We start from the raw sequence: 26,351 nt of genomic DNA, 5'->3' as shown, positions 1-26,351 counted from the left end.
CTCCTGTTGTTCTGTCGTCGTGTGCTATCGATAGCGTGAAATATCCACCATGTTGCAACTTTGTGCAACCGTGTTAAATGTGACCTGGTTTGCAACCCAGGAAATGAATGGATTGTTAAGAGATGGTTAGCTGGAAAAAAGTGCTGGCTTCTGGATGAGAGGCCTGTTTTTATGCGGGACTTAACACTTTTAAAAGGTGCAACCCGTAAAAGCGTGAGCGAGTGCAACCTATACGAAAGACGTATAAAACCAGGGATGAATTTGATGTAAATGCAGTGTTAAATCGTTTGTGTGCGAGCACTGCTTACGGCAGGATACGCGCGGCCAACAGAAACACATACACACATCACTACGTTCCGGTGATGACATAACAAGGCAACCCGGACGGTTGTCGCTCGACATTTTGGAGAATTTGAATGGCAATTAGCACACCGATGCTGGTGACATTTCTCGTTTATATATTTGGCATGATCCTGATAGGGTTTTTGGCATGGCGTTCAACAAAGAACTTTGACGACTACATTCTGGGCGGGCGTAGCTTAGGGCCGATGGTTACCGCACTCTCTGCGGGCGCGTCCGACATGAGCGGCTGGCTGCTGATGGGTCTGCCGGGGGCGATTTTCATCTCCGGTATTTCTGAAAGCTGGATCGCCATTGGCCTGACCGTTGGGGCATGGATCAACTGGAAGCTGGTTGCAGGCCGTCTGCGCGTGCATACCGAAGCCAACAACAATGCGTTGACCCTGCCGGATTACTTCACCGGACGCTTTGAAGATAACAGCCGCGTGCTGCGTATTATCTCTGCGCTGGTTATCCTCGTGTTCTTCACCATCTATTGTGCCTCTGGCATTGTGGCCGGTGCGCGCCTGTTCGAAAGCACCTTCGGCATGAGCTATGAAACGGCGCTGTGGGCCGGTGCTGCGGCAACCATTCTCTATACCTTCGTGGGCGGTTTCCTGGCCGTAAGCTGGACTGACACCGTGCAGGCGAGCCTGATGATCTTCGCTCTGATCCTGACGCCAGTCATTGTCATCTTCACCGTCGGCGGCTTTGCTGATTCGCTGGAAGTAATTAAGCAGAAGAGCATTGAAAACGTCGACATGCTGAAAGGGCTGAACTTTGTCGCCATCGTTTCTCTGATGGGCTGGGGTCTGGGCTACTTCGGTCAGCCGCACATTCTGGCGCGCTTCATGGCCGCTGACTCTCACCACACGATTGTTCATGCCCGTCGTATCAGTATGACGTGGATGATCCTCTGTCTGGCGGGTGCCTGTGCGGTTGGCTTCTTCGGCATCGCTTACTTCAACAATAACCCGGCGCAGGCAGGTGCAGTAAACCAGAACGCAGAGCGTGTGTTCATCGAACTGGCGGGCATTCTGTTCAACCCGTGGATTGCCGGTATTCTGCTCTCCGCGATCCTGGCGGCCGTGATGTCCACCCTGAGCTGCCAGCTGCTGGTCTGCTCAAGTGCAATCACCGAAGACCTCTACAAAGCGTTCCTGCGTAAAGATGCGAGCCAGAAAGAGCTGGTTTGGGTGGGGCGTTTCATGGTGCTGGTGGTGGCCTTAATTGCCATTGCGCTGGCGGCAAACCCTGAGAACCGCGTGCTGGGCCTGGTGAGCTACGCGTGGGCGGGCTTTGGTGCGGCGTTTGGTCCGGTGGTGCTCTTCTCGGTGCTGTGGTCGCGCATGACCCGCAACGGCGCGCTGGCGGGGATGATTATCGGTGCGCTTACCGTGATCGTCTGGAAGCAGTTCGCCTGGCTCGGTCTGTACGAAATTATCCCGGGCTTCATCTTCGGCAGTATCGGCATTGTGGTGTTCAGCCTGCTGGGTAAAGCGCCTTCTGCCTCAATGCAGAAACGTTTTGCTGAAGCAGACGCACACTATCACACTGCACCGCCGTCTAAGCTGCAGGCTGAGTAATCTTTTTCGCTGATAGACAGGCCGGGTAAGCGCGTGCTACCCGGCTTTTTTCTTGCCAAAATCCGCAATTTACGATGATATCGCTGTGCTTATAACAATGAGGATAGCGAAGCATGACAATCAAAACAGGGGTAATGGTAGCGGCATTATTGATGCTGGCGGGCTGCAGTGTGCCGTCGCAACACGCGGCGATGGAGACCTGCAAAGCAGATAACCAGATGCAGCAAACCACGCTCTATTTCGGGCTAAACCGTCCCGCAGGCGCGCAAATCACCACCGGCGAGTGGCAGCAGTTCGTTGACCAGGACGTGACGCCGCGTTTTCGCGATGGCCTGACGGTCTTTGATGCGCGCGGGCAGTGGCTGGGTAACGACGGGAAAGTGGCGCGTGAACCGAGTAAGGCGCTTATGCTGATCCACGGTAAAGATGCGCAGAGCGAGAAGAATATTGAAGCGTTGCGCGGTATTTATAAATCACGCTTCGCGCAGGAGTCGGTGATGCGGGTCGATCAGCCGGTGTGCGTGCAGTTTTAATGAAAAACGGCGGGAGAACCCGCCGTTATCGCTTACAGCACCAGTCCTGCAAAGCTGGCGGACAGTAAACTGACCAGCGTCGCGCCATACACCAGACGTAAGCCAAAACGCGATACCACGTTCCCCTGTTGCTCGTTCAGGCCTTTGATCGCCCCGGCCACAATGCCGATAGAGGCAAAGTTAGCGAACGACACCAGGAAAACGGACAAAATGCCCAGTCCGCGGGGTGACATCTGATGCGCAATTTTTTGCAGCTCAATCATTGCCACAAATTCATTTGCGACCAGCTTGGTTGCCATAATACTGCCGGCATTCAACGCGTCGCTCAGCGGAATACCAACCAGCCATGCCAGCGGATAAAATACATAGCCCAGGATCTGCTGGAAGCTCATACCAAATACGCTGGAGAAGAGGGCGTTAACGGCGCTAATAAGGGCAATAAAGCCAATCAGCATCGCCAGAATAATCATCGCCACTTTAAAACCGGCCAGAATATACTCGCCAAGCATTTCGAAGAAGCTCTGGGACTCGTGCAGCTTTTCAAGCTTGATGTCCGGCTCTGCTTCCGGGCGCGCCGGGTTGATAATGGAGAGAATAATAAAGGTGCTGAACATGTTCAGGATGAGCGCGGCAACGACAAATTTGGCGTCGAGCATGGTCATATAGGCACCGACAATCGACAGGGATACCGTCGACATGGCCGTGGCCGCCATGGTGAAGAGACGACGAGAGGAGAGGTCGCCCAGTACACCCTTGTAGGCAATAAAGTTTTCAGACTGTCCGAGGATCAGCGAGCTCACCGCGTTGAACGATTCCAGCTTACCCATGCCATTCAGTTTTGACAGCAGTGTCCCGATCACCCGAATAAAAATCGGCAGAATTCGCCAGTGCTGAAGAATACCAATCAGTGCGGAGATAAAAATAATCGGGCAGAGTACGCCGAGGAAAATGAACGCCAGTCCTTTTTCACCCATCCCGCCAAAGACGAAATTGGTGCCTTCGGCCGCGAATTTCAGCAGTGACTCAAAGAATCCCGAGACATATTTAATAATGAACAGCCCGCTTTCGGCATGAAGGAAAAAGAACGCCAGGGCTATTTCAATGACAATCAGCTGTAAAACAAAACGAATGCGAATTTTTCGGCGGTCGAAACTCACCAGCCAGGCAAGCGCAAGAATAATCACCAGCGCCAGCAGGAAATGGATAATGTTAAACATGGTTAATTTTCAGTTGGTTTTTGAGGCAGATATTTAGCCACAGCCCTGATTAACCGTAAATGGGCATTTTCGCTATAACTTATAAACTTAACGATAACGCCAGCAATTATTACCAGGCTGGGTGTTTACAACTCGTCATCAAAACAACACACATTTCGCTTGTTTTTCTTGCTGGCGTAATGATAATCACTATCACAAGAATTTACCTTTCTTTGCATCAGTTGACCGCGATAAACATTTAAGGTGTCGGCATGTTTGTTCCATTTCTCATTATGTTACGTGAAGGTCTCGAAGCGGCCCTCATCGTCAGCCTCATCGCCAGTTATCTGAAGCGAACCCAGCGTGGACGCTGGATTGGTGTCATGTGGATTGGGGTATTCCTCGCTGCAGCACTCTGTCTGGGCCTCGGCATTCTTATCAATGAAACCACCGGTGAGTTTCCCCAGAAAGAGCAAGAGTTGTTTGAAGGGATCGTGGCCGTCATTGCCGTGGTAATCCTCACCTGGATGGTGTTCTGGATGCGTAAAGTGTCCCGCAACGTGAAGGTGCAGCTGGAGCAGGCGGTGGATAACGCCCTGCAAAAGGGCAATAACCACGGCTGGGCGCTGATCATGATGGTCTTTTTCGCCGTGGCGCGGGAAGGGCTGGAGTCGGTTTTCTTCCTGCTGGCGGCATTTCAGCAGGATGTGGGGATCTGGCCACCGCTGGGTGCGATGCTGGGTCTGGCCACTGCGGTGGTGCTGGGATTCCTGCTCTACTGGGGCGGCATTCGTCTTAACCTGGGTGCGTTCTTTAAATGGACCAGCCTGTTTATTCTGCTGGTGGCCGCTGGGCTGGCGGCGGGGGCGATCCGCGCTTTCCACGAAGCGGGCCTGTGGAATCACTTCCAGGAAGTGGCGTTCGACCTCAGTAACGTGCTCTCAACGCACTCCCTGACCGGTACCTTGCTCGAAGGTATTTTTGGTTACCAGGAAACGCCGAGCGTCAGCGAAGTGGCGATGTATTTTATCTATTTGGTTCCGGCGCTGGTGCTGTTTGCCATGCCGCCGCGCACCGGCACTCAGACGTCGCGCGTTGCGCCGTAATCTGACTGCATTAGTTACAACATACTTTTAAAGGGAAGAGTCATGGCAATTCAGTTCCGTCGTAGTGCGTTATGCGCAGGCATTGCCGCGCTGTTCGCTTCAACATTTTCCGCCTGGGGCGCGGATGTTCCGCAGGTCAAGGTTTCGGTCAATGATAAGCAGTGCGAGCCAATGACCATCACGGTCAACAGCGGCAAAACCCAGTTTATTATTCAGAACCACAGCCAGAAGGCGCTGGAGTGGGAAATCCTGAAAGGCGTCATGGTGGTGGAAGAGCGTGAAAATATCGCGCCGGGCTTTAGTCAGAAGATGACCGCCAACCTGCAGCCGGGTGAATATGAGATGACCTGCGGGCTGCTGACGAACCCTAAAGGCAAGCTTATCGTGAAGGGTGACGCCACGGCCGACGCCGGAAAAGGCACGGCCCTGTTGAGCCTGGGTGATGCGATTACTGCTTATAAAGCGTATGTCATCAAAGAGACGGCGGACCTGGCTGCGGGTACCAAAGCCTTCACCGATGCGGTGAAAGCGGGCGATATCACGAAAGCGAAATCCCTGTATGCGCCAACCCGCCAGCATTACGAGCGGATTGAGCCGATTGCCGAATTGTTCTCTGACCTGGATGGCAGCATTGATGCCCGTGAAGATGATTTTGAGCAGAAAGCCGCCGACCCGAAATTTACCGGCTTCCACCGTCTGGAGAAAGCCCTGTTTGGCGATAACACTCTCAAAGGGATGGATAAATATGCCGATCAGCTGAACAGTGACGTGCTTGAGCTGCAAAAACGCATCAGTGAGCTGGCCTTCCCGCCATCAAAAGTGGTGGGCGGTGCCGCGGGTCTGATTGAAGAAGTGGCGGCAAGTAAAATCAGCGGTGAAGAAGACCGTTACAGCCACACCGACCTGTGGGACTTCCAGGCCAACGTCGATGGCGCGCAGAAAATTGTCGATCTGCTGCGTCCTCAGCTGCAGAAAGATAACAGCGAACTGCTGGCGAAAGTGGATGCCAACTTCAAAAAAGTCGACACCATTCTGGCGAAGTACCGTACCAAAGACGGGTTTGAAACCTACGATAAACTGACCGATGCCGACCGTAACGCGCTGAAAGGCCCGATTACCACACTGGCGGAAGATCTCTCCCTGCTGCGTGGCGTACTGGGTCTGGATTAAGCACGATGAACAAGCAGAATGAACACGACGTGGTGGAACCTTCACGTCGTCGATTGTTAAAAGGGGTAGGGGCGCTGGGGGGCGCCCTTGCTCTGGCCGGAGGGTGCCCGGTGGCGCATGCGGCGAAACCGCAAAGTGCTCCCGGCACGCTGTCACCCAATGCACGCATGGAGACGCAGCCTTTTTATGGCGAGCATCAGTCGGGCATTCTGACGCCACAGCAGGCCTCCATGATGCTGGTGGCTTTTGATTCGCTGGCAAGCGATAAAGCCGATCTTGAGCGTTTGTTCCGCCTGCTGACGACGCGCATCGCGTTTCTCACCGCCGGTGGTCCGGCGCCGGACACGCCTAACCCGCGTCTGCCGCCGATGGATTCCGGTATCCTCGGGGCATTTATCGCTCCGGATAACCTGACGATAACCGTTTCGCTCGGTGAGTCGCTGTTTGATGCGCGCTACGGGCTGGCAAAACAGAAGCCAAAAGCGCTGCAGAAAATGACGCGTTTCCCGAATGATTCTCTGGATGCTGCTCTCTGCCACGGCGATCTGCTCCTGCAGATTTGCGCCAATACCCAGGATACGGTGATCCACGCGCTGCGCGACATCATCAAGCACACGCCGGACCTGCTGAGCGTTCGCTGGAAGCGGGAAGGGTTTATCTCTGACCATGCCGCCCGCAGCAAAGGGAAAGAGACGCCCGTAAACCTGCTGGGCTTTAAAGACGGCACGGCCAACCCGGACAGCCGTAATGATCCGCTCATGAAAGAGGTGGTCTGGGTGACGGCCGATCAGGGCGAGCCGGCATGGGCTGTGGGGGGAAGCTATCAGGCGGTGCGGATTATTCAGTTCCACGTGGAGTTCTGGGACCGTACGCCGCTCAAAGAGCAGCAGACGATTTTTGGCCGCGATAAACAGAGTGGCGCTCCGCTCGGGATGAAGAACGAGCATGATGTGCCTGACTACGCCAGCGATCCGAATGGCGATGTCATCGCGCTGGACAGCCATATCCGACTGGCCAATCCGCGTACCAAAGAGACACAATCCAGCCTGATGATGCGTCGGGGATATAGCTATTCACTTGGCGTAACCAACGCCGGCCAGCTCGATATGGGGCTGCTGTTTGTCTGCTATCAGCACGACCTGGAGAAGGGCTTCCTGACCGTACAGAAACGCTTAAACGGGGAAGCGCTGGAAGAGTACATTAAACCCATCGGCGGCGGTTATTTCTTTGCCCTGCCTGGCGCACGCGATCGCAACGCCTATCTCGCTCAAGGGTTGATTGAAGCCTGATAATTGTCCCTGCGATAATTCGCGGGGACATTATTTTTTCATATGCCTGTCCTGCTGTTATATTTCTGTAATATTCCTGTATGAGACTGATTTCCACTGTAGGGACAGTCTTAAAGTTACGTTCAGGTAAAATAAATGTTGCATTTATGATAACTCCTGATGTACTTAAGATAAGACAGCGGTAGTTCCCGGCAGTGATGCTGAATCACTATGGAGATCGCGAATGGTTGCGTCCTGTACTGGACATGGTAAACACAACACCCGCAGCACCCGGCGCGGAGGCTCAGACTCCGGCAGCGATTTCCTCACCACAAAATTATCCCCCTCGACTCAAGAATCTCTTTCGACCGACGTGCAGAATGGTGCGCGTAGCCGTTCTGTTGCGTCATCCGGTAAAGCAAGCAATGGCTTACAAGGAAGCCAACCCTCTGATGTTCGTGCGCATAATCGTGCTGAAACTGGCACGTGTGATGAATACCAACAACTCAAGGTGCTATCCATGGGAAGACAAAAAGCAGTGATCAAAGCTCGTCGCGAAGCAAAACGTGTGCTGAGACGGGATTCACGTAGCCATAAACAGCGTGAAGAAGAATCGGTCACCTCGCTTGTGCAGATGAGTGGCGTAGAAGCAATTGGCATGGCCCGAGACAGCCGTGATAATTCTCCAATTGTGGCGCGCAATGAGGCTCAGGCGCACTACCTGAATGCTATCGAGAGTAAACAGCTCATCTTTGCAACCGGTGAAGCCGGATGCGGGAAAACGTGGATCAGTGCAGCCAAAGCGGCAGAGGCGCTGATCCATAAAGACGTGGAGAGAATTATTGTCACCCGTCCGGTACTGCAGGCTGATGAAGATCTTGGCTTCTTGCCCGGAGATATTTCAGAGAAGTTTGCCCCTTACTTCAGGCCCGTCTATGACGTGCTGGTGAAACGTCTGGGAGCATCCTTTATGCAGTACTGTCTGCGACCAGAGATTGGCAAGGTGGAAATCGCGCCGTTCGCTTATATGCGCGGACGTACATTTGAAAATGCGGTCGTCATTCTTGACGAGGCTCAGAACGTGACCGCAGCGCAAATGAAGATGTTTTTAACGCGCCTCGGGGAAAACGTGACGGTCATCGTCAATGGTGATATTACCCAGTGCGATCTGCCGTCGGGCGTGAAGTCCGGACTGAGCGACGCCATGTCACGTTTTGAGGAAGATGAGATGATTGGGGTGGTACGCTTCACGAAAGAAGACTGCGTGCGTTCAGCGCTGTGCCAGCGCACGCTGCAAGCGTACTATTGAGTTAGCCGTTGTGTTCAAGGCCCGGGAAACCGGGCTTTGTTTTTTGTGCGGGCGTCCTGTCCGGAGAATATAAAAGAAAAAAGCCCGTACTTTCGTACGAGCTCTTATCTTGAATATGGCGGTGAGGGGGGGATTGACTCGCTTCGCTCGCCTTGCGGGCAGCCTGTTCGCTGCGCGCTCAGTCTGTCCAACTGGCTGTCGCCCGTTGTCGAACCCCGGTCGGGGATTCTCATCCCCCCTGTCCGGAGGATATAAAAGAAAAAAGCCCGTACTTTCGTACGAGCTCTTACCTTGAATATGGCGGTGAGGGGGGGATTGACTCGCTTCGCTCGCCCTGCGGGCAGCCTGTTCGCTGCGCTTTCAGTCTGTCCAACTGGCTGTCGCCAGTTGTCGAACCCCGGTCGGGGATTCTCATCCCCCCTGTCCGGGGAATATAAAAGAAAAAAGCCCGTACTTTCGTACGAGCTCTTATCTTAAATATGGCGGTGAGGGGGGGATTCGAACCCCCGATACGTTGCCGTATACACACTTTCCAGGCGTGCTCCTTCAGCCACTCGGACACCTCACCATATTGTTTTGCTGCCTGACCGCTTGGGGGGCAACGGGGCGCTACTATAGGGAGTTGCGCTAAAACGGTCAAGCAGATTTTCTGCTTTAGTGCTTGTTCGGTTAAGCAATAATCAGCTCCACGTCTTTTTGACCGTGGAGCCGGTGATTAACGCTGTGAATCGAGCACTTCGCTGTTTTTGACCACCTCTTGTGCTCTGGTATAGCTTTCGATCAGCAACTGATAGGCAGGGAAGATATGGGTATACACTTCAGCCCACTCGGCTGCATCTTCCCGGTTCCATGTCCGCTGGATCTCAGAGGCAACCGCCGCGGTATCCATTGGTACCACCCCGGCCTGGACCACGCGCGCCAGGGTGATCTCCTGAGCCATTTTGCTGTAGGTGCCGGAGGCATCAATAACCGCAAACACTTTATAACCCTCCGCGACTGCGCTAATAGAGGGAAACGCCATGCAGACGCTGGTGATGGTGCCGGCGATGATCAACGTTTTGCGCCCGGTGGCTTTCACCGCAGCCACAAACTCCGGGTTATCCCAGGCGTTGATCTCACCTTTACGTGGAACGTATTGCGCATGTGGCGCATTAGCGTGGATCTCCGGAATAAGGGGGCCATTCGGTCCCTGTGGAACAGAAGCGGTGGTGATCACCGGGATCTTCGCCAGGGTAGCGATTTTTGCCAGCGCCGCAGCACGTGCGCGCAACTCTGGCATTGGCATATCCCCCACGGTCTGGAAAAGTCCGCTCTGGTGATCGATAAGCAACATCACCGCATCGTTTACATCAATAACCGGGCGTGAGCCGTTAAAATTTGCAGGTGCAGACATCTTCTTCTCCTTTATTACCATCAGATCTGGCCGAAGCGGCCGGAGTTGAAATCACGAATGGCTTCCGCGATTTCGGTTTTACTGTTCATCACAAACGGCCCATAGCCCACGATGGGTTCATTCAGCGGTTCGCCGGCCATCAGCAGGACTTTGGCATCGAGGCTCGCTTCCAGATGGAGTGTGTCGCCTTGCTGGCTTAATACAACCAGCTGTGCCTCGCCTGCCTGGGCTGTTCCGTTCACCGTAATGGTGCCTTCCATCACAACCAGCGCCGTGCTCCAGCCCTCCGGCTGACTGAGCGTGAGATGGCTACCCTGATTGAGCGCGATGTCCCAGACGTTTAGCGGCGAAAAGGTGTGTGCGGGGCCAGCAACATCCTCGTAGCGACCTGCGATAACCCGCAGCGAGCCGCTGTTATCCGGCAGCGTGACCACAGGGATATCCGCCTTAGTGATGCTCTGGTAGCCCGGCGTCGCCATTTTGTCTTTGGCAGGCAGGTTGACCCACAGCTGCATCATTTTCAGTTCACCGCCTTTCTGCGCGAACGCGCTGGAGTGGAACTCCTCGTGCAAAATGCCAGCGCCCGCCGTCATCCATTGCACGTCCCCGGGGCCTATTACGCCGCCTCTGCCGGTGGAATCGCGATGTTCAACTTCGCCGGAATAGACGAGGGTGACCGTTTCGAAACCCCGGTGCGGATGCTCGCCGACGCCGCGCTTTGCCCCATCCGCCGGGAAGGTGTATGGCCCGGCGTAGTCCAGCAGCAAGAACGGGCTGAGTGGCTCGCCGTGCGTCTGGTAAGAAAACATTGAACGTACCGGGAAACCATCACCAACCCAGTGTTGACGGGGAGCGGTATACACGCCTGTTACGTTTTTCATGATGAACTCCTGAAGCGTTGTTGATGTAATTAGCTTATATTCAGCGTTAATATCCCGGTAGATAGTGAAAATGGCATTCACTGTTCTGAAAATAGAACGATGAGGATTTATGCAGGATCTCAATGACTTCGTCTGGTTTGTGAAGGTGGTCGACTACGGTGGTTTTGCTGCAGCGGGGCGTGCGCTCGATTTGCCGAAGTCCCGGCTAAGCCGCCGGATAGCTCAGCTGGAAGAGCGGCTTGGCGTGCGGTTAATACATCGCACAACGCGGCAGTTTACGGTGACAGAAGTAGGTCAGACCTTCTATCAGCACTGTAAAGCGATGATGGTGGAAGCAGAAGCTGCTGAGGAGGCGGTGGCCGCGTTACAGGCTGAGCCGCGCGGTATTGTCAGGATCACCTGCCCGATAACATTGTTGCATGTCCATGTTGGCCCGATGCTGGCGAGATTTATGGCGCGCTATCCAGGGATCGCGCTGCAGCTTGAGGCAACCAACCGGCGGGTAGACCTGGTGGGGGAGGGGATTGATGTCGCGATTCGCGTGCGCCCGCGTCCGTTCGATGACAGCGATCTGGTGTTAAGGGTACTGGCTGACCGGGGACATTGTCTGGTCGCCGCACCGGCGTTGATTCAGCGGATGGGTAAACCGTTGGTGCCCTCTGAACTCAGTGCCTGGCCTGGATTAAGCACGAACGAGGGTAAACACATCCATAAATGGGAACTGAGCGGTCCCGAAGGGGCGAAGGCGGAAATCCATTACCATCCTCGCCTGATCACTACCGATATGCTGGCATTGCGTGAAGCGGCTATAGCGGGTATCGGCGTGGTGCAGTTGCCCATATTGATGGTGAAAGAGCAGCTTGCGTCAGGGGACCTCATTCGCGTACTTGATGCCTGGGAGCCACGACGTGAGGTGATTCATGCTGTGTATCCTTCAAGACGCGGGTTACTCCCGTCTGTCAGGGCACTGGTGGATTTTCTTACCGAAGAGTATGCGCGGATGGTGGAAGATTAATCTTTCCTTCTCCCCTGGGCGAGGGTGAGGATCTTACACCACACAAGGCCTCATGCTGCACGGGCGGGGAATATAAAAGAAAAAAGCCCGTACTTTCGTACGAGCTCCTATCTTAAATATGGCGGTGAGGGGGGGATTCGAACCCCCGATACGTTGCCGTATACACACTTTCCAGGCGTGCTCCTTCAGCCACTCGGACACCTCACCATATTGTCATCCCGTTGTTGCTGGGACGGGCGCTAATGTAAGGAAAAGCCGAACTGGCGTCAACTCACTTTTTCAGTAAATCAGCGCATTTAGACAAACTTCAGTCAACATGGCTTTTAAATGTGCTGAAAGCGCCTTTTTTATCAACAACGCGGTGGCGGGAAAAATTTGTTATGCTGGCAATCCAGTTGAAAATGAACACAAAACAGCGCAATAAAAGGCAGGAATGACTATGGATATAATCTTCTATCACCCCACTTTTGATACTGCTTACTGGATTAAGGCACTTTCGGCGGCGTTGCCCGGGGCGCGCGTGCGTGAGTGGAAACGTGGTGATAACGAACATGCTGACTACGCGCTGGTCTGGCATCCGCCGGTAGAAATGCTCCAGGGCCGTAAACTGAAGGCCGTTTTTGCGCTGGGCGCCGGCGTGGATTCGATTCTGAGCAAACTGAAAGCACACCCTGAAATGCTGCCGGAAGAGATCCCTCTTTTCCGTCTGGAAGATACCGGCATGGGCCAGCAAATGCAGGAGTATGCTGTCAGCCAGGTGCTGCACTGGTTCCGCCGCTTCGACGACTATCAGGCACTAAAACAGCAATCCCACTGGGAACCGCTGCCGGATTATCAGCGCGAAGATTTTACCATTGGTATCCTCGGGGCTGGCGTGCTCGGCTCAAAAGTCGCTGAAGCACTTGCCCCGTGGGGCTTCCCACTGCGTTGCTGGAGCCGTAGCCGCAAGGATTATCCGGGCGTAGAAAGTTTTGCCGGCGCTGATGAGCTTCCTGCGTTCCTGAACGGTACGCGCGTGCTCATCAACCTGCTGCCAAATACGGCCGAAACGGTGGGGATTATCAATGGTGCACTGCTAAATCAACTGGCTGACCAGAGTTACGTAATGAACCTGGCGCGCGGGGTACACCTTGTTGAGTCCGATCTGCTGCAGGCGCTGAACAGCGGAAAACTGAAAGGGGCGATGCTGGATGTGTACAGCCGCGAGCCGTTACCGGCCGAAAGCCCGCTGTGGGCACATCCGCGTGTGGCGATGACGCCGCACATTGCAGCGGTCACGCGTCCGGCGGAAGCTGTGGCCTATATTACCCACACCATCAGTGAGATGGAGCAGGGCCATCCGGTAACCGGACAGGTCGACAGACAGCGCGGCTACTGAGTGAAACCCGGCGTTAGCCGGGTTTTTGCTAATATTCGCTGCAGATAACTGCTATCCTTTGGAAAAACCGCAGAGGAGAGAAAGATGTATCCCGTTGACCTGCATATGCACACCGTCGCCAGTACCCACGCGTATAGCAACCTCCATGATTATATCGCGCAAGCGAAACGCAAGGGCATTACGCTTTTTGCGATTACCGATCACGGCCCGGACATGGCAGATGCGCCGCACTACTGGCATTTTGTGAATATGCGGATCTGGCCACGTCTGGTGGACGGTATTGGGATACTGCGCGGCATCGAGGCAAACATTAAAAATACAGACGGTGAAATCGACTGTACCGGACCGATGCTGACCTCTCTGGATCTGATCCTTGCCGGTTTCCACGAGCCGGTTTTCGCGCCACAGGATAAAGAGACGAACACCCGAGCGATGATTGCTGCCATAGCCAGCGGCAACGTGCACATTATTTCTCATCCGGGTAATCCTAAATACCCGATTGATATCGAGGCTGTTGCCCAGGCGGCAGCGAAACACCGCGTGGCGCTGGAGATCAATAACTCTTCTTTTGTTCACTCGCGTAAGGGCAGTGAAGCAAACTGTCGCGCCGTTGCAGCTGCGGTACGGGATGCAGGCGGCATGGTGGCGCTGGGTTCCGATTCCCATACCGCGTTTACGCTGGGTGATTTTAGTGAATGCCTGAAAATACTGAATGACGTGGATTTCCCGGAAGACAGGATCCTTAACGTTACCCCACGCCGCATGCTTGATTTCCTCGAGTCACGCGGAATGGATCCGATTGATGAATTTGCCGATCTTTAATTGTGTAATGGAATAAAAAAATGAATGAGTTTTCCATCCTTTGCCGCGTGCTGGGTACGCTGTTCTATCGTCAGCCGCAAGACCCGCTGCTGGTTCCACTCTTTACCCTGATTCGTGAAGGGAAACTGGCGCAAAACTGGCCGCTGGAACAGGATGAGTTGCTGGAGCGTCTGCAAAAAAGTTGCGATATGCAGCAGATTTCAACGGATTACAACGCACTGTTTATTGGCGACGAATGCCGCGTTTCGCCGTACCGTTCAGCCTGGCAGGAAGGGGCGACGGAAGCGGAAGTGCGCGCGTTTCTCTCTGAACGCGGAATGCCGCTGACGGATACCCCTGCGGACCATATCGGAACGTTGCTGCTGGCTGCATCCTGGATTGAAGATCACGCCGCTGATGATGAGAACGAGGCTATCGAAACGCTCTTCGGAGCGTATCTGCTGCCGTGGTGCGGTACTTTCCTCGGCAAAGTTGAAGCACATGCGACCTCGCCGTTCTGGAGAACGCTGGCTCCGCTGACCCGCGACGCCATTGCGGCAATGTGGGATGAGCTGGAAGAAGAGGATGAAGAGTGATTTAGGCCACATAAATTCTGCAACCATACATTTCATCTTGCACGGAATGTGCATCTGATCTCATTTCCATGGCGCGCTTCTGCTAAGATGCGCGCCATGAACATATTACTTTGTATCGCATTCACGACAGGCATTCTCTCCGGACTATGGGGATGGGTGGCGGTCTCTCTCGGGTTGCTCAGCTGGGCCGGGTTTCTGGGCTGTACGGCCTACTTTGCCTGCCCGCAGGGCGGCGTAAAAGGGCTTTTTATCTCTGGCTGTACCCTGATGAGCGGTGTTATCTGGGCACTCGTGATTATGAAGGGCAGCGTGCTGGCCCCGCATCTGGAGATCCTGGGCTATATCATGACCGGCGTAGTCGCGTTTTTGATGTGTATCCAGGCAAAGCATATGCTGCTGTCGTTTGTACCCGGTACCTTTATGGGCGCATGCGCGACGTTTGCAGGGCAGGGGGACTGGGCGCTGGTGCTTCCCTCGCTAATGCTGGGGTTGGTGTTTGGCTATGCCATGAAGAACAGCGGCCTCTGGCTGGCCGCCAGACGGGATAAAGCGCAAAACATCAGTGCGGTAAGTGAATAAAAAAAGGCGAGATGATGATCTCGCCTTTTTTATGCGCTTCCTGTCAGGATTCCGGAGGCACTGACATATCGCGGTATTTAACCAGTATCGGGTTTTGCGCCTCTGCTTTGTTCTGCAGGTCCCACAATCCACGATCGATACCATCATTAATCAGGAAGATTACCCCGGTTTCTATGGCTGACATCAGACACATCATGACCGGTTCGTTAGAGGTATACCCGATTTCACCCTCCAGCAAACGCTGGTAATCGATGAAGCGGAAAACCCCGGCCTGCACTTCATAAGAAAGAATGGTTTTGCTGGTCGTTACCGAAGAGAGCACTTCGCCCGTGCTGACGTTGACGACACGCAGGTTTACGGCGATTTGGTCGAGCTGATATTGCGTATCAGCACCGATACCAAAGTAACGCGCGCCCACACCACCCGATTTAACGTTGCTTTCATAACCGATAATCGATCCCTCGATCATGACGTTCGCCGCAGCCAGTGATTCCAGCGGCATGCGGTTATTATTCGCAACGGTGCCATTTTCCTGCGCAGCGCGAATAATTTTCCGTTCATTTAACAGGTTCTGCAGACCCTGACGTTCCAGAGGAATAAACCAGTGCGAATCTTTCAGGGCGGTCACCAGCATGGCGGTGGCGCTCTGTGGCACTGCCGTAGAGAAGTTACTTGCCGGATAAGGTTTAAATTGTCCCGTTTCATCCTGAATGTTGTAAACCGAGACAAATATTTTACCGGTCGGCGCAGGTAAATGTGTTAAATCACGATAGCTTTGAGCCCGAGGCATTAATGTTGGTTTTGCAGCTTCTTTAGGTGGAGCAGTTAAACAACCGCTCAATAAGCACACTGCAACAAATATCAGGAAGCGCTGCATGATCGTTGTCCTTATTTCGTTGTTGTTTAAAAGTTCGTTGAATCACTTTGTAGACCGGAAACCTGAATGGTGGAGGTTTTCCCGGTTTTTCGATCGGTAACGTTCAACTGGAGTTGTCCGTCCTTGTTGGCGATGTCGACAATGAAGTCGTTGGTCACCATTCGGCCGGGTTTGCCGGTATTAATGTTGGTCAGCAACCCTCCCAAAATCTGCGACTGGATAGCCTGCGTGAAGTTGTCCAGTGCCGATGGGGTATCGACGCTAAAATCCTTAAAGCTGGGATCCTTATAGGAGTTTTGCGCCTGGGCTTCGTTCAACAGAAACGCCCCATTATTGGGATTACCGCCAAAGTTAGGGTTACGGAACTGGAACGTCATATTTCCGGCCCAGCTTATAGGGGTTATTAGCATTATCGAAACAACTGCATATGCAATACGCATGACAGCCTCCGGATATAGGTTCGCTAGAATTCGTCTTTTGCTAAATCGCTGGTGCTTAATAGCGCTTTATCAATTTGCAGGCGATTAATAGCATCTTCTGATTGAGCCAGTGCTAAGGCTACGTTTTTATCGAAGTCTATTTTCGTGGGGAATAAAAATGTTTGATAAATAACGTCCTGATTAGCCGTTATTGTTATCCAACTTCCCCATCGTGCACTGGGTCGCTCGTTGATTGTTATATTTCCAGTAAATGTACTGTCCCATTTGTCACTGAATGCACGATAAAAATTGTGCCCGACCGAGGAGACAGTGTGGTCTGTTAACAATCCGGGAACTTCGACCTCGACGGCCCGTACGTTCCCGGCAGCGAGCATAAAACTCGCTGCGGCGATCCAACTCAACGTGCGTTTCATTTGATTAACGCCTGAGGTTATCGTTTGCCCATGAAACAGCCTGAGTTCGGTTCTTAACAGCTATCTTCTTGAAAAGATTATAAAGGTGCGTCTTTACCGTATTTTCGCTGATAAATAACGAACGGGCGATTTCAATATTTGAAGCACCAATGCGCAATTTGTTCAGGATCTCTTTCTCACGGTGCGTTAGCAGCGCTGACTCTGAACTGTTATAGCGGTAATTTCCGGAGTGCGTGATGAGATAGCTGGCAAGTTTTTGCGAAAAATAACACTCGCCGCGCAATATACCCTGCAGACCTTCGACCAGCCGATCTTCTTCTTCCGTGATATAGAACACACCATTGATATGCGGCCAGCTTTCAATATCTCTGAAGGGATACTCATCAGGGGTATTCAATAATAACACGCGGATATTATTGTTTTTCCTGCTTAAATTATCTTGCCAGTAATGGATAAGCTTTTTATCCGCTTCCATCATATCAATCAGAATGATACTGCCAGGTGCAATATCATCAAAAGAACGTTGAATATTATGTAATTTCCCGTGCAGAGACAGCGATTGCTTTAAATGTTGTAATAAAGCGGTCGCTTGCAACGAAGGTTTTGTGATCAACAGTAACGTATGACCATGTAAACTTTGGACTTCATTATACATGATGAAACCCCACTTTTTTATGACACCTGACAGCGGTCCTCCAGATAAAAAAGAGGACCCCAGAAGTACTGACAGATGTTGCACTGCTGTGTGAAGAAAAAAAACATAACCTCCAGCAGGAGGTAAATATAAAACAAATTTCGTACATCTGATTTCAATCTAGCTATTACTAACTTTAAAGCAAGTGTTAAACGTGTAACAGGATGTAAAAATCAATATTAATTTGTGAAAATGGACTCTTTTAAATGTTGTGGAATGATAAGAAAGTTGTACATGTAAATAACCCTGCACAGATTTTAAAAATCATACAAATATTTATAATTGTTTGATTTTTATGAGTATTAATTATTTATTTCTTCCTGTAAAGAGGTATGAGTCACAGAGATTTTCTAAGTCCTGGAATGAACGATGCTGCGTCTTAAGAAAACAGGTCTCGTGTCACGTGTTGTGTAAAATGTCCTCCTGGCGTTTCGTTTAGCGTCCGTTGCATGGGGGCTTTACCCCTCTCGTCCCGCTGCACAATCGATTATTAAGAAAGGCTTAATAGAAAAATAAGAACCCCGGTCTATAACGTTTTTTTGCATGGAATTACTACTTTGAGGTGACGTGATAAATAAAAATAAGCCACGCGGGTGAGATATTTAAAATGTTTCGGCAGACATACTCATCACCGTAACGACGCGTTAACAAATTACGAGTCGTTCTAACACGAAGTCACAGTAACAAGGTTATGGCGTTATCAAATAGCCAGGTCCAGGGTGACAACATGAAAAATACATCGTTATTTATGATGTTTACATTACTGGGTGCGCCTGGATTTGTAATCGCGGCTGATTCAGATTTGGCTAACGCTGAATATAACTTCACGGTTAATGAATTAAGTCGTTCATCATTAAATCAGGCAGCCATTATTGGTCAGCAGGGCATGTTAAATGATGCTCAGGTTCGCCAGGACGGGTCAAAATTATTGTCCATTGTTTCTCAGGATGGCGCAGGCAACAGAGCGAGAGTTGATCAATCAGGGACTTATAATATTGCCTGGATCGATCAGAGCGGTAGCGCGAATGATGCAGGTATTACGCAAGATGGATATGGTAATAGTGCGAAAATTATCCAAAAAGGGTCGGGTAATAGAGCAAATATTACGCAGTACGGTACGCAGAAAACCGCAGTTGTAGTGCAGAGACAGTCGCAAATGGCGATTCGCGTTATTCAGCGTTAGTTATTTAGCGGCGACTTTAATCAATCCGATGGGGGTTTACCATGAAATTTATCAAAGTGGCAGCAATTGCAGCAATCGTAGTTTCTGGTAGTGCTATGGCCGGTAGTATTAATCAAGGCGGTTGGGGTAACGGGCATGGCCACGGTGGTCATGACAGTGGTCCAAATTCAACGCTGAGCATTTACCAGTACGGTGGCGGTAACTCGGCTCTCGCTTTGCAAACCAGTGCGAGAAATTCCACACTGACCATTAATCAGAGTGGCGGCGGTAACGGTGCTGACGTTGGTCAGGGCTCTGATGACAGCTCAATTAGTCTGACTCAGAATGGTTTCGGTAACAGCGCAACGCTTGACCAGTGGAATGGTAACCACTCGGTGATGAACGTTAGCCAGTACGGTGGTGGCAACGGTGCTGCTGTTGATCAAACCGCATCCGGATCCACTGTGACTGTTCAGCAGGTTGGTTTTGGCAACCACGCGACTGCACATCAGTATTAATTTCCAGTCTGTGCTACAAAAAACAGGGCATTTGCCCTGTTTTTTTTCGGGAGTTCATCATGAATACCTTAATTCTCCTCGCGGCGCTTTCCAGTCAGATCACGTTTAAAACATCGCAACAGGGAAATATGACCACCATTATTCCGCAGGTTATTCTGACGGAACCGTGTGAATGTCAGGTGCAGATTGTCTCTTTGCGACAGGGGCAGGGGGGGCAAAGTTCTTCACGGCAACAAAACACACTTTTTATTCCCGCTAATCAGACGATTGATTTAATGCGACTGAGTTTAAATATAGATTCCGGAGACAAGGTGAACATTACTGTCACCGTCTCTGACGGGAAATCGCTTCATTTATCACAGCAATGGTCCCCAGCGGGAAGTGCGCTCTAATGATTATGAAATCAAGACGTTGTGGATATGGCGGGCGTGCGCGGTTGAGCTATGCTGTTATCAGGAGCTGTGAAGTGCTGTTCCATAACGTGATGCTTTGTTTGCCCTAACGGAGCGCGTTTACCCCTCAAGGACGACTTTCATTGAGGAGTACATATAGTGACCAAATATTTAGCCCGACGGGTTTATGGTTTAGGTTTGATCCTCTCTGCATTTATTACCCCCGCTTTTTCAGCCACGATTGTCGACGGTGGTGTGATTCATTTTCGCGGCGCTATTGTCGCAGACCCCTGCGTGGTCACACCGCATCATGACGCGTTTGCAATGACATGCCCGGATAATAATCGGATGCAAACGCGCAGGGTCAGCTATGAAGATGTACTTAACGGTCAGGTCAACGATTCCAGCCTCGCAACTCTCAGCATGAAGTACCTTAATCCCGAAAAAACGCTCGCGGTTGTTCAAATTCAGTATCGTTAATTCTCGCTCTTCCGCTCCCCGGCGGAAGAGGTTTTTCCCCGATAGTTTTTTATCCATACCTCCTCTGCGATACACTTAAGAAAAAGGCGGGTAGCAGAGGGTACGTATGAAACCGCAAATTGAAGTCATTCATGGCGATATTACGACGATGCACGTCGACGTGATCGTTAATGCGGCCAATCCATCACTGATGGGCGGGGGCGGTGTTGACGGCGCAATCCACCGGGCTGCAGGACCGCAGCTCCTTGAGGCCTGTAAAGCTGTGCGTCAGCAGCAGGGTGAATGTCCTCCGGGTCATGCGGTGATTACCCTCGCGGGAGATCTTCCTGCCAAAGCGGTGATTCACGCAGTGGGGCCTGTATGGCATGGCGGCGATCGGTATGAGGCGAGTATTCTGGAGGAGGCGTACCGCAACTGCCTGCGCCTGGCAGCGGATAACGGCTATAAGACGATGGCTTTTCCGGCTATCAGCACTGGGGTATACGGATATCCAAAACCTGCCGCTGCCACGATCGCGGTAGAGACCGTTTACCGATACCTCTCCCTCAAGCCGATGCCTGAGAAGGTGATTTTTGTCTGTTTCGACGAAGAAACCACACACCTTTATCAGCGGCTTCTCACGCAGCGTGGACAGGACGTAGAGAGCTAAAACAAACACGGCGCACTGAGTGCGCCGCGTTTGTTTATGAGGCTTTAGCCTGTGGTTTTCCTGAAAAGAGGAAACGCAGGAGCGGGATCCGCAGATGGATTTCATAAAGCACGATGGCAATCCCAATCACAAAGACCAGTCCGGTAAAGAAACCCAGCGTGTTGGACGCAATATGTGGCGTGATATAAGCGCCGAAGAACAGCGTCAGCGGGTGGTGCACCAGGTAAATAAACAGTGAAGCATTGACGAAGTAGGTCACGCGGCTGGACTTAAAGTTCAGCAAGCGGTGTCCCAGCGCGAAGACCACATTCACCATCCACAGACCCAGCAGCATGGTGATCACGCTTTCTGTTTCATACATCCAGCCATCGCCGCTGCCATAGCGCTGATTTAACAGATAGGCCGCAAACGCGATAGCGGCACCCAGGGCGCACCATGGCGACGGGGTGGTAAACAGCGATTTAAGTTTGGGATGAATAAATGCCAGCGCACCGGCTAAAAAGAAGGGGATGTAAAACAGCGACTGCATCACGACGAAATTGAACAGCCCGTCACTCAGTATCGGCGGATACACGATAAATAGCGTGCGTCTCACGGCCGCATAGGCGATACCCAGCAGCAAAAAGAGCAGAGACAGTTTACCCAGCGTAATATTGGCGAAGAAGGTATCGGCCTGGGTACTCAGGCGATGGCGCAGGCGGCTGAAAATGACCAGGCTGACCGTGGTGAGCACCACCAGGACCAGCAGGAACCACAGGTGAGACACCAGTTCCCAGACCAGGGTATTGTACTTTTCATACAGCGTCAGATTTGGCCAGTTCTCCGCTTTGCCTTTGACGTACTGCAACATAATAAACTGCGGCAACGTCAGCAGGGGAATGGCGGTCAACATCGGAATGCCCACACGCTCCACGCGCACTTTCCACCAGCGTTTTACCGGGTAGCGTAAGAACAGCATGTAGGAGAAATAGCCGGATATGACAAAAAACACCTGCATACGAAAGGCATGGATAAAGTCATTAAACAGCGTGAGCCACCAGGAAGGCATCTGGCTATTCACATGCCAGGTGTGGCTGGAGTAAATCAGTGAAATGTGAAAGGGGATCCCCAACAGCATCAGCCATGCCCGGATCGAGTCGAGGAAATATTCACGTTCTACAGGTGTTGAGCTCATATAACTTTGTGCATTCTCAGACTTTTCGCCTTATCCCTAAGACTCATAATGGTTACATTCGAAGCCAACCCTACACCAAGACCGACACCCTGTCTCCAGGATAAGCACGCAAAGTGAAAAGCGGGTTCTTTCATTTGCTTAATCCATGAGCCAGCGAGCTGAACAAAGCAGTGATAATGTTGTCGGATTGCCTGAGTTTCCATTAAAATGGATCGGATCGATATAAGCACACAAAGGGGGAAGTGCTTACTTATTATGAAACATAAACCACAGATGATGAAAATGCGTTGGTTGGGTGCTGCAGTGGTGTTATCTCTGTATACCTCATCGGCACTGGCCTTTAACATCGACGATGTCGCAAAACAGGCAAAATCGATGGCAGGCAAGAGCTACGAAGCGCCAAAAAGTAACTTGCCCTCCGTTTTCCGCGACATGAAGTATGCGGACTATCAGCAGATCCAGTTCAACCATGACAAAGCGTACTGGAACAACATTAAAACCCCGTTCAAGCTTGAGTTTTATCATCAGGGAATGTACTTCGACACGCCTGTTGCCATTAATGAAGTGACGGCGACCGCGGTACGTAAAATCAAGTACAGCCCGGATTACTTCAATTTTGGCAATGTTCAGCACGATAAAGATACGGTTAAAGACCTGGGCTTCGCTGGCTTCAAGGTGCTTTACCCGATCAACAGCAAAGATAAAAACGACGAAATCGTCAGCATGCTCGGTGCCAGCTACTTCCGCGTGATCGGGGCAGGGCAGGTGTACGGGCTTTCTGCGCGTGGCCTCGCCATTGATACCGCGCTGCCATCAGGTGAAGAGTTCCCACGTTTCCGCGAGTTCTGGATTGAACGTCCAAAACCAACCGACAAACGCCTGACTATTTATGCACTGCTGGATTCCCCGCGTGCGACCGGTGCTTATCGCTTTGTGATTATGCCTGGCCGTGACACGGTCGTTGACGTGCAGTCCAAAGTTTACCTGCGCGATAAAGTCGGCAAACTGGGCGTTGCACCGCTGACGAGTATGTTCCTGTTTGGGCCGAATCAGCCGTCACCGGCGACGAACTTCCGCCCGGAACTGCACGATTCCAACGGTCTTTCTATTCATGCAGGTAATGGTGAGTGGATCTGGCGTCCGCTGAATAACCCGAAACATCTGGCTGTTAGCAGTTTTGCGATGGAAAACCCGCAAGGTTTCGGCCTCCTGCAGCGTGGCCGTCAGTTCTCCCGATTTGAAGATCTGGATGACCGCTATGACCTGCGCCCAAGCGCCTGGGTCACGCCGAAAGGTGACTGGGGTAAAGGTAAGGTTGAGCTGGTTGAAATTCCAACCAATGACGAAACCAACGATAACATCGTTGCTTACTGGACGCCGGATCAGCTGCCGGAAGCCGGTAAAGAGATGAACTTCAAATACACCATTACCTTTAGCCGCGACGAAGACAAACTGCATGCGCCGGATAACGCGTACGTCATGCAGACTCGCCGTTCTACGGGTGATGTGAAGCAGTCTAACCTGATCCGTCAGCCTGATGGCACCGTGGCCTTTGTTGTGGACTTCGCGGGCCAGGATATGAAAAAACTGTCCCCGGATACCGCCGTTGCCGCTCAGGCGAGCATCGGTGATAACGGTGAAATCGTTGAGAACACCGTACGCTATAACCCGGTAACGAAAGGCTGGCGTCTGACGCTGCGCGTGAAAGTGAAAGATCCGAAACAGACCACTGAAATGCGTGCTGCGCTGGTCAGTAACGATCAGCCGCTGAGTGAAACCTGGAGCTATCAGCTACCTGCCAATGAATAATACATCTGAATATATTGATGCCATGCCGCTGACGGACATTGAAAAAGCGGCGCTGCCTAAAAGCGACATCCGCGCGGTGCATACCGCGCTGGATGGCGAACACCGTCCGTTTTCACGTGACGATGATACGCCGCTGGGGTCAGTAAAGGCGCGTCTGGAGCAGGCATGGCCAGACTCGCTGGCAGAAGGGCAGTTGATTAAAGACGACGAAGGACGCGATCAGCTTCAGGCAATGCCGAAAGCCACGCGTTCCTCGATGTTCCCTGACCCGTGGCGCACCAACCCGGTTGGCCGCTTCTGGGATCGCCTGCGTGGGCGTGATGTTACGCCGCGCTATCTGTCGCGCCTGACGAAAGAAGAGCAGGCCTCCGAACAGAAATGGCGGACCGTGGGGACCATTCGTCGTTACATTCTGCTGTTACTGACGCTGGCGCAGACCGTGGTCGCTACCTGGTACATGAAAACCATTCTGCCTTACCAGGGCTGGGCGCTTATCAACCCTGCAGACATGATGGGCCAGGATATCTGGGTCTCCTTCATGCAGCTGCTGCCGTATATCCTGCAGAGCGGCATTCTTCTGCTGTTTGCCGTTCTTTTCTGCTGGGTGTCAGCCGGTTTCTGGACCGCGCTGATGGGCTTCCTGCAGCTGCTGATGGGGCGGGACAAATACAGCATTTCAGCCTCAACGGTCGGGGATGAACCCCTTAATCCTGAGCACCGTACGGCGCTGATCATGCCTATCTGTAACGAAGACGTTGACCGCGTATTTGCGGGTCTGCGTGCGACCTGGGAATCCGTAAAGGCAACCGGTAACGCGGCGCATTTTGACGTCTATATCCTGAGTGACAGCTACAACCCGGACATTTGCGTTGCCGAGCAAAAAGCCTGGATGGAACTGATCGCGGAAGTACAGGGTGAAGGCCAGATCTTCTACCGCCGTCGTCGTCGTCGCGTGAAGCGTAAAAGCGGAAACATCGATGACTTCTGCCGTCGCTGGGGGAATCAGTACAGCTACATGGTCGTGCTGGATGCTGACTCCGTAATGAGCGGCGACTGCCTGAGCGGTCTGGTGCGTCTGATGGAAGCCAACCCGAACGCGGGGATCATCCAGTCTTCGCCAAAAGCGTCCGGTATGGACACGCTTTATGCGCGCTGCCAGCAGTTTGCAACCCGCGTCTACGGGCCGCTCTTTACCGCTGGTCTGCACTTCTGGCAACTGGGTGAGTCTCACTACTGGGGTCACAACGCCATTATCCGCGTGAAGCCGTTCATTGAGCACTGTGCGCTGGCTCCGCTGCCGGGGGAAGGTTCGTTTGCGGGGTCTATTCTGTCGCACGACTTCGTGGAAGCGGCGTTGATGCGTCGTGCTGGCTGGGGCGTCTGGATCGCCTACGACCTGCCGGGATCTTACGAAGAGCTGCCGCCGAACCTGCTGGATGAGCTCAAGCGTGACCGCCGCTGGTGTCACGGTAACCTGATGAACTTCCGCCTGTTCCTCGTAAAAGGGATGCACCCGGTTCACCGTGCTGTATTCCTGACTGGCGTAATGTCTTATCTCTCCGCACCGCTGTGGTTTATGTTCCTTGCGCTCTCTACTGCGCTACAGGTGGTGCATGCTCTGACGGAACCGCAATACTTCCTGCAACCGCGCCAGCTGTTCCCGGTGTGGCCGCAGTGGCGTCCGGAGCTGGCGATTGCGCTGTTTGCCTCCACCATGGTACTGCTGTTCCTGCCTAAGCTGCTCAGTATCATTCTGATCTGGTGCAAAGGCTCGAAAGAGTACGGTGGTTTCTGCCGCGTGACGCTCTCGCTTCTGCTGGAAGTGCTGTTCTCGGTGCTGCTGGCGCCGGTGCGTATGCTGTTCCATACCGTGTTTGTGGTCAGCGCGTTCCTCGGCTGGGAAGTGGTCTGGAATTCACCGCAGCGTGATGATGACTCCACGCCGTGGGGGGAAGCCTTCATGCGTCATGGCTCGCAGCTGCTGCTGGGTCTGGTATGGGCGGCAGGTATGGCCTGGCTGGATCTGCGCTTCCTGTTCTGGCTGGCACCGATTGTCTTCTCGCTGATCCTGTCACCGTTTGTGTCAGTGATTTCGAGCCGTTCAACGGTGGGGCTGCGTACCAAACGCTGGAAACTGTTCCTGATCCCGGAAGAGTATTCGCCGCCACAGGTGCTGGTGGATACCGACACGTATCTGGAGCAGAACCGCAAACGCTCGCTGGAAGATGGCTTTATGCACGCGGTGTTTAACCCGTCATTTAACGCTCTGGCGACGGCCATGGCGACAGCGCGTCACCGTGCAAGCCAGGTACTGGAGATTGCCCGCGATCGTCACGTTGAGCAGGCGCTGAATGATACGCCGGAAAAACTCAACCGCGACCGTCGTCTGGTGCTGTTGAGCGATCCGGTTACGATGGCACGCCTTCACTACCGTGTGTGGTCTGCGCCGGAAAAATACTCTTCGTGGGTCAGCCACTATAAAGAGATTAAAATTAATCCACTCGCGCTGAAGGCGAAGTAAGCCTTCTGTGCCCGGCGGCGTTACGCTACCCGGCAAATAAAAATACCGGCTGAAAAGCCGGTATTTTTTTAG

The 26,351-nt window shown here is 52.6% G+C and carries 26 protein-coding genes, 2 tRNA genes and 1 other RNA gene; 18 read left to right on the top strand and 11 right to left on the bottom strand.

The annotated features are described in order from the left end of the window. Positions 1–416 precede the first annotated feature (416 nt). Both putP and ACMVME_RS04660 read left to right on the top strand, forming a co-directional pair. Entirely contained in the window at positions 417–1,925 is a 1,509-nt protein-coding gene (putP, locus tag ACMVME_RS04665; RefSeq protein ID WP_020884712.1) for a sodium/proline symporter PutP, read from the top strand. 113 nt (positions 1,926–2,038) lie between these two features. Continuing rightward, entirely contained in the window at positions 2,039–2,458 is a 420-nt protein-coding gene (locus tag ACMVME_RS04660) for a DUF3574 domain-containing protein (protein WP_068794497.1), read from the top strand. 32 nt (positions 2,459–2,490) lie between these two features. Here the strand turns inward: ACMVME_RS04660 and ACMVME_RS04655 are convergent, their stop codons facing one another. After that, entirely contained in the window at positions 2,491–3,675 is a 1,185-nt protein-coding gene (locus tag ACMVME_RS04655) for a NupC/NupG family nucleoside CNT transporter (protein WP_014169507.1), read from the bottom strand. Positions 3,676–3,926: 251 nt separating this feature from the next. Here ACMVME_RS04655 and efeU point away from each other — a divergent pair, with 251 nt between their 5' ends. The 4 genes from efeU to phoH all read left to right on the top strand — a co-directional run bounded on the left by efeU (position 3,927) and on the right by phoH (position 8,507). Then, positions 3,927–4,760 carry an iron uptake transporter permease EfeU gene (efeU, locus tag ACMVME_RS04650; RefSeq protein ID WP_020884710.1) on the top strand — a complete coding sequence of 278 codons (834 nt, stop codon included), beginning with the start codon at positions 3,927–3,929 and terminating at the stop codon, positions 4,758–4,760. 42 nt (positions 4,761–4,802) lie between these two features. Then, the gene (gene efeO, locus ACMVME_RS04645) at positions 4,803–5,930 is read left to right on the top strand and encodes an iron uptake system protein EfeO (RefSeq protein ID WP_020884709.1); all 1,128 of its coding nucleotides are present in this window, start codon (positions 4,803–4,805) and stop codon (positions 5,928–5,930) included. A 5-nt stretch (positions 5,931–5,935) separates the two neighbouring features. Next, a complete protein-coding gene (gene efeB / locus ACMVME_RS04640; RefSeq protein WP_020884708.1) occupies positions 5,936–7,219 on the top strand; it encodes an iron uptake transporter deferrochelatase/peroxidase subunit in 1,284 nt (427 codons plus the stop codon). Between the two features lie 499 nt (positions 7,220–7,718). Then, complete coding sequence (gene phoH, locus ACMVME_RS04635) at positions 7,719–8,507, top strand: phosphate starvation-inducible protein PhoH (protein WP_024908976.1); 789 nt, start codon at positions 7,719–7,721, stop codon at positions 8,505–8,507. Between the two features lie 298 nt (positions 8,508–8,805). On the opposite strand, the gene ACMVME_RS04630 is transcribed toward phoH, so the two are convergent. The 4 genes from ACMVME_RS04630 to ACMVME_RS04615 form a co-directional block, all read right to left on the bottom strand. After that, a non-coding RNA gene (locus ACMVME_RS04630) (RtT sRNA) lies at positions 8,806–8,943 on the bottom strand. Between the two features lie 44 nt (positions 8,944–8,987). Next, positions 8,988–9,075 (bottom strand) — tRNA-Ser (locus ACMVME_RS04625). Between the two features lie 147 nt (positions 9,076–9,222). Further along, positions 9,223–9,900, bottom strand: coding sequence for an isochorismatase family protein (locus tag ACMVME_RS04620; protein WP_040017121.1), 678 nt, complete (start codon positions 9,898–9,900; stop codon positions 9,223–9,225). 20 nt (positions 9,901–9,920) lie between these two features. Next, positions 9,921–10,781: a pirin family protein gene (locus ACMVME_RS04615; protein WP_020884706.1), complete on the bottom strand. Its 861-nt coding sequence runs from the start codon at positions 10,779–10,781 to the stop codon at positions 9,921–9,923. Between the two features lie 109 nt (positions 10,782–10,890). Between ACMVME_RS04615 and ACMVME_RS04610 the strand changes: the two genes are divergently transcribed. Further along, positions 10,891–11,796, top strand: coding sequence for a LysR family transcriptional regulator (locus ACMVME_RS04610; RefSeq protein ID WP_068794498.1), 906 nt, complete (start codon positions 10,891–10,893; stop codon positions 11,794–11,796). 119 nt (positions 11,797–11,915) lie between these two features. Here the strand turns inward: ACMVME_RS04610 and ACMVME_RS04605 are convergent. Next, positions 11,916–12,003 (bottom strand) — tRNA-Ser (locus tag ACMVME_RS04605). Between the two features lie 232 nt (positions 12,004–12,235). Here ACMVME_RS04605 and ghrA point away from each other — a divergent pair. The 4 genes from ghrA to ACMVME_RS04585 all read left to right on the top strand — a co-directional run bounded on the left by ghrA (position 12,236) and on the right by ACMVME_RS04585 (position 15,150). Then, positions 12,236–13,174 (top strand): glyoxylate/hydroxypyruvate reductase GhrA, encoded by a 939-nt coding sequence (gene ghrA, locus ACMVME_RS04600; protein WP_020884704.1) that lies wholly within the window; start codon positions 12,236–12,238, stop codon positions 13,172–13,174. Positions 13,175–13,258: 84 nt separating this feature from the next. Next, positions 13,259–13,996, top strand: coding sequence for a phosphatase (locus ACMVME_RS04595; RefSeq protein WP_014169516.1), 738 nt, complete (start codon positions 13,259–13,261; stop codon positions 13,994–13,996). A gap of 20 nt (positions 13,997–14,016) precedes the next feature. Next, positions 14,017–14,571, top strand: a complete 555-nt coding sequence (locus tag ACMVME_RS04590; protein ID WP_014169517.1) for a molecular chaperone — start codon at positions 14,017–14,019, stop codon at positions 14,569–14,571. 96 nt (positions 14,572–14,667) lie between these two features. Then, complete coding sequence (locus ACMVME_RS04585; protein ID WP_074439190.1) at positions 14,668–15,150, top strand: DUF1097 domain-containing protein; 483 nt, start codon at positions 14,668–14,670, stop codon at positions 15,148–15,150. 43 nt (positions 15,151–15,193) lie between these two features. Here the strand turns inward: ACMVME_RS04585 and csgG are convergent, their stop codons facing one another. Genes csgG through csgD form a run of 4 tightly spaced genes read right to left on the bottom strand, consistent with a single transcriptional unit; the run spans position 15,194 to position 17,535 of the window. After that, positions 15,194–16,027 carry a curli production assembly/transport protein CsgG gene (gene csgG / locus ACMVME_RS04580; protein WP_014169519.1) on the bottom strand — a complete coding sequence of 278 codons (834 nt, stop codon included), beginning with the start codon at positions 16,025–16,027 and terminating at the stop codon, positions 15,194–15,196. A 26-nt stretch (positions 16,028–16,053) separates the two neighbouring features. Beyond that, positions 16,054–16,467, bottom strand: a complete 414-nt coding sequence (csgF, locus tag ACMVME_RS04575; protein WP_020884701.1) for a curli production assembly/transport protein CsgF — start codon at positions 16,465–16,467, stop codon at positions 16,054–16,056. Positions 16,468–16,490: 23 nt separating this feature from the next. Further along, the gene (gene csgE, locus ACMVME_RS04570) at positions 16,491–16,880 is read right to left on the bottom strand and encodes a curli production assembly/transport protein CsgE (protein WP_020884700.1); all 390 of its coding nucleotides are present in this window, start codon (positions 16,878–16,880) and stop codon (positions 16,491–16,493) included. A gap of 4 nt (positions 16,881–16,884) precedes the next feature. Then, complete coding sequence (gene csgD / locus ACMVME_RS04565; protein ID WP_020884699.1) at positions 16,885–17,535, bottom strand: biofilm master transcriptional regulator CsgD; 651 nt, start codon at positions 17,533–17,535, stop codon at positions 16,885–16,887. Positions 17,536–18,301: 766 nt separating this feature from the next. Between csgD and csgB the strand changes: the two genes are divergently transcribed. From csgB to ymdB, 5 genes are all read left to right on the top strand, one after another. Continuing rightward, a complete protein-coding gene (gene csgB / locus ACMVME_RS04560; protein WP_020884698.1) occupies positions 18,302–18,757 on the top strand; it encodes a curli minor subunit CsgB in 456 nt (151 codons plus the stop codon). A 41-nt stretch (positions 18,758–18,798) separates the two neighbouring features. Then, on the top strand, positions 18,799–19,254 hold the full coding sequence (csgA, locus tag ACMVME_RS04555) for a curli major subunit CsgA (RefSeq protein ID WP_014169524.1): 456 nt from the start codon (positions 18,799–18,801) through the stop codon (positions 19,252–19,254). 59 nt (positions 19,255–19,313) lie between these two features. Continuing rightward, positions 19,314–19,646, top strand: a complete 333-nt coding sequence (gene csgC, locus ACMVME_RS04550; protein WP_014169525.1) for a curli assembly chaperone CsgC — start codon at positions 19,314–19,316, stop codon at positions 19,644–19,646. A gap of 159 nt (positions 19,647–19,805) precedes the next feature. Next, the gene (locus tag ACMVME_RS04545; protein WP_014169526.1) at positions 19,806–20,126 is read left to right on the top strand and encodes a hypothetical protein; all 321 of its coding nucleotides are present in this window, start codon (positions 19,806–19,808) and stop codon (positions 20,124–20,126) included. 106 nt (positions 20,127–20,232) lie between these two features. Then, positions 20,233–20,775 carry an O-acetyl-ADP-ribose deacetylase gene (gene ymdB / locus ACMVME_RS04540; RefSeq protein WP_032681269.1) on the top strand — a complete coding sequence of 181 codons (543 nt, stop codon included), beginning with the start codon at positions 20,233–20,235 and terminating at the stop codon, positions 20,773–20,775. 34 nt (positions 20,776–20,809) lie between these two features. Here the strand turns inward: ymdB and mdoC are convergent, their stop codons facing one another. Further along, a complete protein-coding gene (mdoC, locus tag ACMVME_RS04535) occupies positions 20,810–21,949 on the bottom strand; it encodes a glucans biosynthesis protein MdoC (RefSeq protein ID WP_014169528.1) in 1,140 nt (379 codons plus the stop codon). Positions 21,950–22,204: 255 nt separating this feature from the next. Between mdoC and mdoG the strand changes: the two genes are divergently transcribed. Both mdoG and mdoH read left to right on the top strand, forming a co-directional pair. Continuing rightward, a complete protein-coding gene (gene mdoG / locus ACMVME_RS04530) occupies positions 22,205–23,758 on the top strand; it encodes a glucans biosynthesis protein MdoG (RefSeq protein WP_025204472.1) in 1,554 nt (517 codons plus the stop codon). Continuing rightward, a complete protein-coding gene (mdoH, locus tag ACMVME_RS04525; RefSeq protein WP_032681268.1) occupies positions 23,751–26,279 on the top strand; it encodes a glucans biosynthesis glucosyltransferase MdoH in 2,529 nt (842 codons plus the stop codon). Before mdoG ends, mdoH begins: the two co-directional genes overlap by 8 nt. Positions 26,280–26,351: the final 72 nt, after the last annotated feature.

The organism is Enterobacter cloacae complex sp. 2024EL-00711, assembly GCF_047529885.1.
GTDB lineage: Bacteria > Pseudomonadota > Gammaproteobacteria > Enterobacterales > Enterobacteriaceae > Enterobacter > Enterobacter ludwigii.
This window is presented reverse-complemented; position numbering and strand designations above follow the sequence as displayed.